At 25.6% G+C, this 12,516-nt stretch carries 12 protein-coding genes and 4 pseudogenes; 5 read left to right on the plus strand and 11 right to left on the minus strand.

Features of this window, described 5'->3' with window-relative positions:
- Positions 1–1,186 precede the first annotated feature (1,186 nt).
- The 4 genes and pseudogenes from QIA22_RS05035 to QIA22_RS05050 all read right to left on the minus strand — a co-directional run.
- Positions 1,187–2,041, minus strand: coding sequence for a P12 family lipoprotein (locus QIA22_RS05035; RefSeq protein ID WP_367611635.1), 855 nt, complete (start codon positions 2,039–2,041; stop codon positions 1,187–1,189).
- A gap of 822 nt (positions 2,042–2,863) precedes the next feature.
- Positions 2,864–3,163, minus strand: coding sequence for a BB0158 famile outer surface lipoprotein (locus tag QIA22_RS05040; RefSeq protein WP_367611637.1), 300 nt, complete (start codon positions 3,161–3,163; stop codon positions 2,864–2,866).
- The gene (locus QIA22_RS05045) at positions 3,141–3,359 is read right to left on the minus strand and encodes a plasmid partition family protein (RefSeq protein WP_367611639.1); all 219 of its coding nucleotides are present in this window, start codon (positions 3,357–3,359) and stop codon (positions 3,141–3,143) included. The genes QIA22_RS05040 and QIA22_RS05045 overlap by 23 nt, the downstream gene beginning before the upstream one ends.
- 86 nt (positions 3,360–3,445) lie before the next feature.
- Positions 3,446–4,395 (minus strand): annotated as a pseudogene (locus tag QIA22_RS05050) (ParA family protein); the annotation flags it as partial.
- A 29-nt stretch (positions 4,396–4,424) separates the two neighbouring features.
- On the opposite strand from QIA22_RS05050, the pseudogene QIA22_RS05055 reads away from it, so the two are divergent.
- From QIA22_RS05055 to QIA22_RS05065, 3 genes and pseudogenes are all read left to right on the plus strand, one after another.
- A pseudogene (locus QIA22_RS05055) lies at positions 4,425–4,640 on the plus strand (hypothetical protein); the annotation flags it as partial.
- A 142-nt stretch (positions 4,641–4,782) separates the two neighbouring features.
- Positions 4,783–4,905 carry a hypothetical protein gene (locus tag QIA22_RS05060; RefSeq protein ID WP_367611691.1) on the plus strand — a complete coding sequence of 41 codons (123 nt, stop codon included), beginning with the start codon at positions 4,783–4,785 and terminating at the stop codon, positions 4,903–4,905.
- 277 nt (positions 4,906–5,182) lie between these two features.
- Positions 5,183–6,031 carry a complement regulator-acquiring protein gene (locus tag QIA22_RS05065; RefSeq protein WP_367611641.1) on the plus strand — a complete coding sequence of 283 codons (849 nt, stop codon included), beginning with the start codon at positions 5,183–5,185 and terminating at the stop codon, positions 6,029–6,031.
- Between the two features lie 510 nt (positions 6,032–6,541).
- Here the strand turns inward: QIA22_RS05065 and bdr are convergent.
- Both bdr and QIA22_RS05075 read right to left on the minus strand, forming a co-directional pair.
- Positions 6,542–6,755, minus strand: a pseudogene (gene bdr, locus QIA22_RS05070) (Bdr family repetitive protein); the annotation flags it as partial.
- Positions 6,756–7,554: 799 nt separating this feature from the next.
- Positions 7,555–7,758, minus strand: coding sequence for a hypothetical protein (locus tag QIA22_RS05075; protein ID WP_367611645.1), 204 nt, complete (start codon positions 7,756–7,758; stop codon positions 7,555–7,557).
- A 401-nt stretch (positions 7,759–8,159) separates the two neighbouring features.
- Between QIA22_RS05075 and QIA22_RS05080 the strand changes: the two genes are divergently transcribed.
- Positions 8,160–8,240: a hypothetical protein gene (locus tag QIA22_RS05080; protein ID WP_367611692.1), complete on the plus strand. Its 81-nt coding sequence runs from the start codon at positions 8,160–8,162 to the stop codon at positions 8,238–8,240.
- Between the two features lie 601 nt (positions 8,241–8,841).
- Here the strand turns inward: QIA22_RS05080 and QIA22_RS05085 are convergent.
- The 4 genes from QIA22_RS05085 to QIA22_RS05100 form a co-directional block, all read right to left on the minus strand.
- Positions 8,842–9,708, minus strand: coding sequence for a S2/P23 family protein (locus tag QIA22_RS05085; RefSeq protein WP_367611649.1), 867 nt, complete (start codon positions 9,706–9,708; stop codon positions 8,842–8,844).
- Positions 9,709–10,050: 342 nt separating this feature from the next.
- Complete coding sequence (locus QIA22_RS05090) at positions 10,051–10,275, minus strand: hypothetical protein (protein ID WP_367611653.1); 225 nt, start codon at positions 10,273–10,275, stop codon at positions 10,051–10,053.
- Positions 10,276–10,280: 5 nt separating this feature from the next.
- Positions 10,281–10,484: a hypothetical protein gene (locus QIA22_RS05095; protein ID WP_367611655.1), complete on the minus strand. Its 204-nt coding sequence runs from the start codon at positions 10,482–10,484 to the stop codon at positions 10,281–10,283.
- A gap of 164 nt (positions 10,485–10,648) precedes the next feature.
- Positions 10,649–10,864 carry a hypothetical protein gene (locus QIA22_RS05100; protein WP_367611657.1) on the minus strand — a complete coding sequence of 72 codons (216 nt, stop codon included), beginning with the start codon at positions 10,862–10,864 and terminating at the stop codon, positions 10,649–10,651.
- Positions 10,865–11,272: 408 nt separating this feature from the next.
- On the opposite strand from QIA22_RS05100, the gene QIA22_RS05105 reads away from it, so the two are divergent.
- A complete protein-coding gene (locus QIA22_RS05105; RefSeq protein ID WP_367611659.1) occupies positions 11,273–11,698 on the plus strand; it encodes an Mlp family lipoprotein in 426 nt (141 codons plus the stop codon).
- Positions 11,699–11,932: 234 nt separating this feature from the next.
- Here the strand turns inward: QIA22_RS05105 and QIA22_RS05110 are convergent.
- Positions 11,933–12,229 (minus strand): annotated as a pseudogene (locus tag QIA22_RS05110) (hypothetical protein); the annotation flags it as partial.
- Between the last annotated feature and the right edge of the window lie 287 nt (positions 12,230–12,516).

Here is a 12,516-nt window from a genome sequence, read left to right on the forward strand (position 1 = left end):
ATTTAATTTTTTAATAGTATAGTTATTTTGATCCTAAAAACTAACCCCAATACCTTAACATTTAACTCAAAAATCCTAAATTTTAATACAAAAATTGAAATTTTTAACTTGTATTTTTCAAGAATCACAAACTTCTTTATTACAATAGTTTAAATGCATGCATAAATCCTAAGTCTAAATTAGAACACTCTTAATCTAATTTCTCTTTAATTTTCTTAGCTTTAACTTCTGATTTAAACGCTTGTACTACTAGGAATTTGTTTTTCATATCCTTTGTATCTAAGATATTAAAATCTTCTGTATCTAAAATTTTGTGCTGAATTTTCTAAAATCCCATCTAAAATAGACCCTAAAACCAAATTCTAAAATAAAAAATCTACCATTTAAACATAAAAAAGAATATATTAATGCACTATAAACAGAACCATATTTATAATAATAAATTGCCTTAAAAAGGGTAAAGAAATTCCCAAACTAAAAACAACCTCAAACAAAACTACATAATAGTATCACAATGCAATGAATTGCAAAATTCACATCTTATCACTCCTTAAAACTTTAAAATATATTAAAAAGTAATATCCCAATATTTATAGTTGATAAATATAATAAAAAACTTAAACCTATATTTAATAAATCAAAATTTAAGCCTCAACTATTTTTAATTTCATTAAAGTTTATAATAAAACATATTAAATATGTCAAAGTATTTATTATATTTTGCAACAGTAAAACTAAAAATTTTATCCTATTTTTCTTCCATTTTTATGATTAACAAAGCCAAATAAATAAGTCCTAACTAAACCAAAATTCAAAAACAAACTTATAAAAAAATCAAAATTAAAATTAAAAACATAATTTAGCCTTAATTTGCAACAACCTTAAGAATTTTTGTTCACTAAAACATACAAATAATAGTACAATAAAGATCTACTAATTACAGTAATTTTGCAATATTAAATGACCTTGTTACAAGTTTAGTACCTTGTACAATACAAATATAAATCTTAAAAAATTATTAACTGCAAAAAAATAAAAACTAAAACGGCAACTACCTTAAGTAAGTTTGTGGCCCATAATCTAGTAGATGCGCACTATTAGGAGCCCAAAAAGCTATCATAGGATGAATCAAGCTGCTATTCCTAAATCAAAGATTAAAGAAATAGCAGCTCATATATTTTTTTATTTATGCATTAAGATTTGCTAAAACAGTCTTTGCATGTTCAATAAATTCTGTTATCTCTTCCTTTTTTACTATTGAATCAACCTTTTTATAGGCATGAGATTCTAAATGATTTAAAGCATTCTCTGCTTTCATTAGAGCTTGTCTAGATAATTGTAATGAATAAGACCCCTTATTTTTATTCTTTAATCTTTGAATAATGCTGTCTTTTAAACTTTCCTGAGCGGCCTTAAAAAATGTAGCTGCGGATTTTATCTCTTGTTCTGCAATATCAATATCATTTATAAGTCTATCAAGTTCATGACCCACAATTGACTTATTTAGCAATTGTGTTAAAATCCTTATTTTGTCTTTATTTTTTTTATAGTCTTCTTTCATTGATATGTGTTTATTCTGAATATCATGCAATACATCATAAAAATTACCTCTTATTAAAGCATATTCATTTTTAAGTATGCATACATTCTTAATTAACTCAGAAAATCCAGAACTTTCAAGAATATTCTCTTCTATATTCTTAATTATTGCATATGCTCTCTTTTCTTCATCAGTAACAGGAATTAAATCCTCTTTTTTTATTTCTTTTTTTTGATCCTGCTTAATCGGGATGTTTGATATACCAGCCTCATTATAAAATGATCCTGAATTCACCACCACAGGCTTTACGGGAATAGCTAAATTTTTATATTCTTGCTCTCCTTCAAGATTTTTAGTAAAATCTTTTTGAACACTCTCCAAAACCTCCCTTTTTGCACCATTGTTATTTTTTTGTCCTTTATTATCTGATAATTTAGAATCTAGATTACAAGACATCAATCCTACTATTAACAGTATATATAAAAATAAATTTTTTACCATAAAGTATTCCCCTTTCCGCTAATCAAGAACAATCATTATAAATGATACTGATTATCATTTAATATTGTATATCATTTTATTTAAATTACAATATTGCTATAAAAATGTTTTTACGTATTAATATATAGATAATCCTAAAAAATCTCCAAAAAGAAATAAACCACAGCTTCATTTGTTTTAAGTATAATTAAGAGATTTAAACCCATTTTTGTTTAGTTTTGCCGCATCTTGAATAATGATACTTAAACTTTGACTTAATGTTATTAAACCATTAAGTAGATTTTCTAAACCAGTTCTATCAGTATAATCAGGTTTATTATGTTGAAATTAGAAAATTGAACAAATCCAATAATCATTGATTATAGAACAATAATTCACGGTTTATCAGGTATTTTCTGAATGATTATTTTAATATAGTTTCTTTATATTTATTTTTATAAAGATAAAAAATACGTAGTTCAATATCAACTAAGCTATAGTTTAATTTTTAAATACACTTACCTAAAGAAATTATTTTTAATTTTACTAATGATAATTTAATACCTAATCTGAGATACTTCAACATCAAAAAATATTAGTATCGCTTATATTTATATAAACCACGAAATACAAAGAAGTATGAATGAAGAAGCTTTAAAAATAATAAAATAAGAAATCATTTGAAAGAAAATTGATGCCTTGCAGCAAATTTGTACTATAGCAATATCTTTTAGTGATAACCCTTTATTTATAAAATGATAGTTAGTGCAGCATGGTACAACGTTCTTGCAAATTCTAACAAAAATACCGAATAAAAATAATATCTTTTGTGGTTGCTTGCTATCATAACTCTTTATTGCACTTACAGGATTTATTTTTAAAAATATTAATAATTGTTAAATTATCATTCAAAACCCCAAAATTATATGAATTAATGCATCCAGATTCTTTTAAAGCACCCTTTAACCTAATTAGAGCAACACCAGACCTATATTGATCAAAATTAATATTCGATCCTTCAGAAACTAACTTTAGGTTTTCAACTTCATACTTTTCTTTTAAAACCTGTTCATATATTTTTAAATATAAATAAGCTTGAGTTCTTGCAATTAAAAATTCTTCAATAAAAGACTTGAAACTCACATGCCCAATGCCCATCGATACGATAAAGTTTTTTGTTTTTTATATTATACAATATCTCCATGATTTTAATTTTATTTTCAATATCATTAACCATACTCTTTTTTAAAGCATGCTTATAGTTTTCATACTCTTCCTCCTCGGAAATATCCATCAATCCTTCTTCCATATCATTCAAAATGATTAAATCTTTAGACATCTCTAAAATCCTCCTTAATAAAAAACTATATGTTAACCAGCATTTGTTCGCAAGCGAACAAATGTCCGAAATAAAATAAAATCAAATTAAATACCTAATATATTCTTTAAGGCTTCTAAACATTCTTGATAATAAGGCTCTTTAACATTAGGTTCTTGTAAATTATTTGTAAACACCTTGACTTTATTATAAAAATGGACTTTTCCTTTAATATATTTGCCGTATTTATCCTTAATTGAATTTTCTATGCTTTTAAAAGCATTTCTGTTTTTCATAAATTGATTTTCAATTATGAATATATCAATATCTTTATTATCTAAGTACATTGAAACTTTCTCAATATATTTCATTAAGATAGACAGGCTTTCAACAGAAAATCTTTCAACTTGAATAGGAATAATCAGCTTATTAGTAATATTGAGAGCATTATCTAAAATCGAATCCAAATTGGATGGTGTGTCAATTATCACATAATTAAAATTATAATTGGGAAATACCCCTTCTGGTCTATGCTTTAAAAAAAAGCTCTTTATAGGAAATATTTTCCTTATTAAAAAGATGTAAACTAGAATGAGAAGGAATAAGATATACATTATCATGTATTTTTTGGTCAAATATTTATCTAAATTAGCATTGGAGTCTTCTTTTAATAAAGAATAAACATTGTTTTTGCTCAAACTTTTTATATACTTAAAAAAATAACTAGTTAAACTATTTTGGGGATCAAAATCTAGTACTTTTGATTTGTCATACAATCTCAATGCCTTTCCATTAGAAAGCATCCCATAATGTTTTTGATATTGATTTAGATACCTATATAGCTGATCTTCTGCTTCTTTTACTTTATCTTTAGTTAAAACTAAATGCTGGACGCTTAATTTCTGCTAGAAGCAAGATATCTTCAACAGAAATAGGTTCATTATTTTTTTAGCTTCTTTCCCCCTTTATTATTAAAAGCTACTTTGTCTTTATCATGTTCAAAAAGTAGTATATCTATTCTAGACTCTACTCCTTCTATTTGCCTGGCTTTTTGTTGTTAATGGATTTTTTTATAAAGCATAGATAATGAAAACTAATGATATCGTAAAAACAATCAATTCCAATATATCTCTTTATAAACAATTATCAAAAGACTTTATAAAAAAGGAAAATATTAACAAACTAAAAGACCTTTTTATTCTTATAAAAAACAAACTTTCTTCAATAGACGACAATTCAGCAGAAGCAAATATAGAGTCTTTGCTAAAGTCTATGTTTGAAGAACTAAATTATTCAGTAGAACATTGTTTACAAATCTTTTCCATATATTATTAATACTAACAATATATTCTAAAAAAAATTAAGTTTTTAATTAAAAACTTAATTTTTAGATAAATCGGTTGACAAAACAACTTTCAATGAATTCAACAATGATAAAGATAATATTCATTTATTACTAGAATTTGCTCCCGATATACACCCTTCTAAATTTATTAATACTCTAAAAACAGTAACTTTAAGATTTATAATAAAAAAATATTTTACTTATTTAGACAAGTATTACTAAAAACCTTATTTTTGGTCTAAAAGTTATTGCCTTCTCTTTGCTGAAGATGACCCTATTGATATCGTAAAAAAGTATGTTTAAAATCAAAATAAATCTATTTATTAGCAAATTCATATCCACCTAAATTTCATAGAAATTATAGATGGAAAATTCTTTGTTATTTTTTGTTAAATTATTCAATAATATTAAAATTATTTGATTTTTATTATTAAATTGTAATATTATTATTTTGAATTAAAATTAATATTTATTAGTCTAAATTTATAAGGAGAATATTTTGAAAAAACCTAAATTAAATAAATCTAAGCTTAACATTATTACAGCAATATTAACTTCAATTTGCATATCATGCGCACCTCTTGGTAATGTTAATCCAAACAAACTAAACAGCCGTACCACTACAAGAAATCTAAAAAAAACAAAAAACCGTGCCAATTCGAGAAATCTAAAAAAAACAAACAGCCGTACCAATTCAGAAAATCTATTGGAAAATTCAACAAAAAATCTATCAACAAATAACCAAAATTTTGAAAATGAATCTCAAAATTCAAAATCTTCAAATCAAAACTCCCAAGAACAAACTACAACCTCAAAATTAGAAAAAATTGGCAAGGACCTGGAAACTCAAGAAAAACAAGACGATATACAAATAGCTAAAATTGATACACAATATGATTTCTTAGAGTCTTTCAAACTTAAAAGCGGTGAGAATTTTATGCATAATGCAAAAATGAAATTAAAAAAAATAATTTACTCATCCTTAAATTACGAAAAAGAAAAAATATTGACATTAAAAGAAATTCTTGAAAGACTTGACAAAAATGATGCGAACCGACTAATAGCTCATAGATTTTTAACAACATCAAAGGATATTCAACTTCACACAGAAGACGGGCATTTAACAAAAATACAAAATATATTATCCACTCTAAGCAAAGAAAAAGCTGAAAAATTACTACAAGACATAGAACGGGATTTAAAGATAAAACAAAACTTTGTAAAAGCTTTAAACGAAACTATTGAGGCTTACAATAAAAATTCTGGTAACATTAAAACAGATGATGCGGCGCTAGCAAACCACATAAATAAGAAATACGCCCATGCTCTTTATCTACTAAAAAATTAAGCCTATTAATCTAAACAAAAAATTAATAAGTTGCACTTGATATTTTTTAAAAAGAGAAGTTAATTCTTCTCTTTTTTTTTATTCGTGCAATCAGTCCAAACTAAAAACACAAAATAAGAACTTAATCTTTTTAGCATAAAATAATAATTATTAATTTTTGTCTCATGTGCACCTAAGCAAGCTACATACCTGGAATAATAATTCCAGCTACATTTGCAAATACACCCCGCAAATCTTAAATAAGATAACAACTTTTTTTAAATAAATCTCCTTTACCTTAACTTTAATAAGTTAAAATAATTAAAATTTGCTTATAATAAAAGTGGCATTATAAACAAATCGCAAAAGTAATTAAATTTAAATTTTAATCTTAACTAAAAGCTTGTTCTATTGTTTAAAAAATAGAACACAAAAAATACCCTATAAATGGTTTAATATTGCAATACTATTTAAATTGATTTTCTAAAAAATTTGGCTATTAATGTGCAGCTTTTTATCATTGTCTTGTGCTAAATTATCTATTTTTAGATTTAAATTTTTTTTCTACGTTATCAATCTTAGAAATAAGATTGTCAAACTTTATTCCAAATTGTTTTTCTAAATCTCTATATGTAATCTCATTATGATAACATCTTTTTGACAAATCTTGAGATATTAATTGATCCATCCCCAATCGCAGAAACTCTTTATATATTTGTTTTTCAATAATATTTGTTGTTAACATCGATAATTTATTAATTTACTAACCTACCAAGCACATTGTAACGCAAATGAAAGCTAAATAAAAGAATATTTTCAAAGTTAATAAACTCAACTACAGAGTAGTAGACTGCAAAATAAGCTGGGATTCTCCCCTTTTACCAACTTTTTCTGACTGGTTTTATCTATTTTGCTTAGGTTATAATACCCTCGCCCTGAAGATTTAAATCTCGACCATAAAAATTAAATACTTCTTTTTTCCAGCTTCATATAGGCCTACATCATTTTCTATATATAAAATCGACTCGTAAAACTTATAAATAAGCTTTTTCTTATCTCTCAAAACACAAATTTCAATAGCATTTAATTCTAAATAGGCAAATATGTTTTTCATATATATTTTTTTAAAAAAACAACAATTTCTATTGTAAATATTAAAAAATTTATTAATAGATTTAAATGAATTTATTTATAAACTAACTTTTATAATTCTATTGTTTGTTGAATATCCTACTATTCGAGTGCATTAAATTACTTAACAGAACTTCTAAATTCATAAGACACTTTTTAAATTTGTTCTAATATATTAATTTTGTGATCGCTACTAATATGGGGACTGCCGTTATTATCATTCACTTCAAACGATGGAGGATTTAACAACATGAAATAGCTATCGAAAACATCGGCCAGACTACTTTCCAATTTATAAAAATCTTTTGCCTCTATCTCAAGATTTTCATCTCTACCCTCTACATTAAGCTGATTATCTCTACCATATTAAATATAGCTAAGCAATTCTTTAACTTTCTCCAAACTCTGCAGTTTTAATAAAAACTTTTAATATAACCTTCTATATGAGACACATCTCCATTGAGAGATATATCAAAATTGGGAAACCTATTATATCCTTTTGATAATTCAAATTTTAATGCATTAATAAAAAAAGTTAATGTATAAAATTCTTCACTACTAAGTCCAAGATCGCTCTTCCAATCCGATTTTGAATTAACATTTTTTACATCCTGCAATAAAGGGTCTTTATTTTAAAAATTGCTATTCTTTGATAAACCACAATTTACAAAACAAACTATATAAAATATAAATATATCTACAGCAACACCTTACCACAAAATATTTAATGATTATGTCAATAATACCACACCAATTTAGCAATATTGAAATTTTTAGACTTTACAATATTATACAGATATGTACCTAATATACAAGTAAAATATATTGATTAAAGCAAGAAGACTAGTATTAAAAAAATTTTTATATTATTAAAATGCTAATTTTTGGACTTACAATTCAAATCTTTGCAATACAAGATAGAATTAGGAAAAGTGTTGAGGATATTGCAAGCGTAATAAAATATGAAAACTAAAAAACTCCCGTAGTAGCACCATTACTTTTGAATATCTTTTTTACTTTGGGGATAGGATTCTTTGTCCAAGGGGATATATTAACAGCGGAGCATTACTTGGATCTCAGGCACTTGGGGGAAGTTTAAGAAACGATATTAGAAAAATAATTTGTAATTTTTTAGCAAGCTACTATTTCTAAATTTTCAACCCCACGGTAAAGTATATATGAATTTTCTACTCTTTCTAGTAACCTACAAATATTTAATAATTCATCCTTAAGGCTAACAAATTAACAAAAAATACATAGTGTTATAATTTCGGCATTAATTCTAAAGATTTTTTTATCTTGTGAACCCGTTGATCAATTAAACCCTTTTTCCAATTATCCTCAAAATTATAATCCTCACTATTTCAATCTAAACTACACATCCCTAAATGAGAATAATAAAATATTAAACAACTCGGGGTCTCTATTACAAAAATATAATATAAGAACTTCACCCCCCAAGGAAATTATAACCTAATCTTGTTTTAATCTTGCGAAACAAGTTGATTAATTTTTTAGCATTAGAGCCCCTACCCAAACTCATTAAGAACTCGTCCAAATCTTTATTAGAACTTTCAAATAAATTATTTTTTAATTCATGAATCACTATTTTTATATCGTCTAAAATACAACATCCAACCGCACTCAATTTCAGATTAGAAAATATGCCTTTTTTAGTAAAAATATCATTTTGTTACTCACTATTCATCAATAAAAAATTTTAATTTCTCATTTGATAAATCTGGATACTTAGCAAATATCATCTTAACAGTATCATGGAATAACTTTAGACTCAATGCAATTTCATAGGTTTTATCCTCATTAGTTTGTTTATCTTGTATAGTAAGATGCGCAAGCATATAATTACATTTGCTTTTCTTGTAGAGAAGCTTGCCAAAAGCATTTGTTAAATCATCATTAAAAACCCCAAAATTATATGAATTAATGAAGCCGAATTCTTTTGAAGTCTCTTTTAAGCTAATTGAAGCAACACCAGTTCTATATCGCTCAAAATCAATATTCGATCCTTCAGAAACTAACTTTAGGCTTTTAACTTCATACTTTTCTTCAAACTCTTTTGTTGACTCAAATGCTATGATTTTAGCTATCGGGACTTCCTTTCCCCATATTCTATACTTATTATCATTAATATAATAAGTATAGCCAGACAAAAATGACCAAGTTCTAAACCGAATGGGTGAAAATATATAAGAATACTTAAGCCCCTCAAGATCTTTAATTAAATTATTGTTTTTGTCTTTTATGGCTCTTAAATTGGCAGCTTTTGCCCATGTGACATAACCGCCTACAAACAATTCCCAAACCTCCCCTTCTTTTATTTCATTTAATCTAGGTTCTTCATCAAGATAACAAATATTACTATAATATTCCTTAATATTTTTTTTACTGTCTTCTTCAATATTTTTTTTATCTTCTTTAATTACCCCAAACTCCAAAACTTCAGTTTCAGCTTTTTTAAAAGATTTTGGTGATTTTGGTAATAAAACACAAGAATAAAAAAATAACATAAAGAAAATTACATTTAAAATGCTTATACCTTTTTTCATACAATTTTTTAGCTTACCTTTATTTATATAACAACTTTTTAAACTCTTATTGAATCTTTTAAATTTCTTAATTAAAATTATGTTCATACATACCATATAAATCTTGAAAATTTCTAAGTCTAATACTTAAAGCATGCCTTGTTTTTTGGTTATCATGTATTTTTACTTTTAAAACCCTCCTTGATAATGATTTTTTTAAGAAAACTAGATATCTCATTTTCTTTTAAGCCTAACAAACTATTGCCTCCTACAATCCATTGATTACTAAGTGAATTTATACTAAGCTCTTCTTTGTCAAAAGAGCAACTAATAATCATATTTTTTGTATTGTTAGTTTTATTTTCAAATACTTCTTTTTTTAAAAAGAATAGCAATTCTTGACCCTTTTTTAGGGCTAAAATCAAATATCAGCCCATCGATGTCCTTAAATATTGCATTATTATCTTTTTTTGCTTTAGTTTTATCAGCATTGCCAAAGGCTTCATCAACAACAATCCCAAAGTATACATTAAAAGTTAAAAACATTTTTATCGCCCAATACAATAACATATGCATTATCATTTTCATTTTTTTTATTCTTCTTCATTATTTAATTTTTTAAGTTTCTCCTCAATATTTTCAAGTACATCATCTATAACTTTTTTTGCAAAATTATCAGTATTAGTTCCATCACTAGTTGAATAATCTTCATTTACACGCAATTCTTTAGCACACTTTAAAGTTTCTTGTCTAATTTTACCTTGCTTTTTAACTTTTTCGATATTTTCTCCAGTCACAGATTTAAATTGTTTTTTAAATTCTTCAAATTTCTTTTTAGCCTCTTCTAAAATTTTTTTCTATTCCCTTTTTTCTTTTTAGAGCTATCTCCAGATTCTTTTAATCTCTCTTGTGTACACCTCTTTTAGTTCTAAGCCTCCATTAATGTTTTGCCCTACTTGCTCTAGCTCTTGTGATTAATCTTCTTTGTGTGTTGCATTGCACCTTTGCCTTCTAAACCAACACTACTAAAGTCTTCAAAGCCTCTAGCTAACTCTTTATCCTTTAGTTTATCTTTTGGATCTAAAACATCTAAAAATTCCTTAGCTTTTCCTTTTAGATTTTGTTCTTTACTTTTTAAATCTCCACTACTTGAATAATTCTTGCAAGAACTTATCATCGTAGAAACTGCAAAAATAACAAAATTTTTTTATTCATGATCCTCTCCATAAATGAATCATATCCAACAACTAATAATTGCAATTTTTCAATGTTCTAATTAAATGATTTTACTACATTTTCCATTACATTATTACAAATAACTCCTGCAATTTTAATCATATTTATAACTTATCTCTGCAATTTCTATATCAGCTAATAAACCTTAGCTAAAAGGTTCAACATAATCATCAAAAGATTCTTTTAACTACTTTCAAAACTATTCCTTAGAGCAGCAAAATTAACATATTATTGCTCTAAATATTAAAGCAATTTATAAAATATTAACATAAACTACTGATTTAAAAATACTTATTACATAATGATCTATATTTACAATGTTCATTAATTTAAATTAAGGAGAAGTAACATGAAAATTAATTACATTTTACTTATTTTATTGATATTAATTAGCTGTACAGTAAACAATATTGATAACAAAAATACTCTCACTAAAAAAACAAGTAGATATAAAAGAAGTTTAAGTGAAGAAAACATAGAAATTCAAAAAACCCTAGAAGAACTTTTAATAGAAAACTTAAATACTACTCAAAAAGAAGCACTTTCATTCTTAAAAGAATCTCTGGAAAGTCAAACTGATTTCGATAAATTCTTAAGTCATGATGAAGATAAAATTAAATCGGCACTTGACCACATAAAAATAGAACTTGACAAATGTAATGGAAATGGTGGTGGAAAAAATACTTTTAAAGAAACTTTAAAGGGATCTTTTAAAGGGAATAGTGATAACCTTGACACATTTAAAGATCAAGCTGCATCTACTTGCGGCAATTAAGTTAAGAACTAAACTGTAAATAAAACTTGAATTATTCTACTTCTGCCAATAATTATTGCACATATAAGCTTTAATGCCCAAAAATTACTCCAATATTACAAAAGCAAGACGATTTTAGCCTTGCTTTTCATAATTTATAATACAAACTCCTTTCATTTGCTATTCACAATCATCACCATCCAGATTTATTGAACATTTTACAGATTTCTGAATTTATTTTTTATCGACATTATTTTAAAGATATTCTTTTAGTTTTATTAAATATTCTTTCAACTTTTCTAAATCTTCTTTAATATCACTATTCCTTACAGCATTTTTATTTTTTTCATCCTTATCCTTGCCCTCTTTTATTTTACCCCTTAATTCTTCTCTAGCTTTTTCTAGTTTATCAATAAGATCTTTTAATTCACTTTCTTCTTCAAGATAGTCACTCCATTCAGAATAAAGAGCATTGCCATTTGACTTATTATTGGTAACATCATCATAAATAGCGCCCGCAACCCTATCTTCAACCTTTTTTCCAGATACTTCGTTTCTTTCTTCAAAATAAGAATTTGGATTTCGTTAAATGACTATAAAAGGAATATTGAAATTATAGGCTATGCGAGCTGCCGATGCACTTTCCATATCTATTATAATTGCATTTTCAAATTCTTAAAAAATATTTTGAATATATTGATTTTCATAATTAACAGATCGGTCTTCCAGTAATTATTAACCCTAAATGTGATATTGTCCCGCCTATCTTGATTTTAGAAGCCTTTATTGCAAAATGTTTATTTGATATAAATTTTTAGGATGTTCTGGAACCTGTCCTA

Source organism: Borreliella kurtenbachii, from assembly GCF_030437945.2.
In the GTDB taxonomy this organism is placed as follows: Bacteria; Spirochaetota; Spirochaetia; order Borreliales; family Borreliaceae; genus Borreliella; species Borreliella carolinensis.

Coding starts and splice junctions, on each gene's coding strand:
- QIA22_RS05045 (WP_367611639.1), bottom strand. CDS start 3,359: ATGTCTAAAGATTTAATCATTTTGAATGATATGGAAGAAGGATTGATG.
- QIA22_RS05090 (WP_367611653.1), bottom strand. CDS start 10,275: ATGAAAATGATAATGCATATGTTATTGTATTGGGCGATAAAAATGTTT.
- QIA22_RS05035 (WP_367611635.1), bottom strand. CDS start 2,041: ATGGTAAAAAATTTATTTTTATATATACTGTTAATAGTAGGATTGATG.
- QIA22_RS05105 (WP_367611659.1), top strand. CDS start 11,273: ATGAAAATTAATTACATTTTACTTATTTTATTGATATTAATTAGCTGT.
- QIA22_RS05085 (WP_367611649.1), bottom strand. CDS start 9,708: ATGAAAAAAGGTATAAGCATTTTAAATGTAATTTTCTTTATGTTATTT.
- QIA22_RS05100 (WP_367611657.1), bottom strand. CDS start 10,864: ATGATAAGTTCTTGCAAGAATTATTCAAGTAGTGGAGATTTAAAAAGT.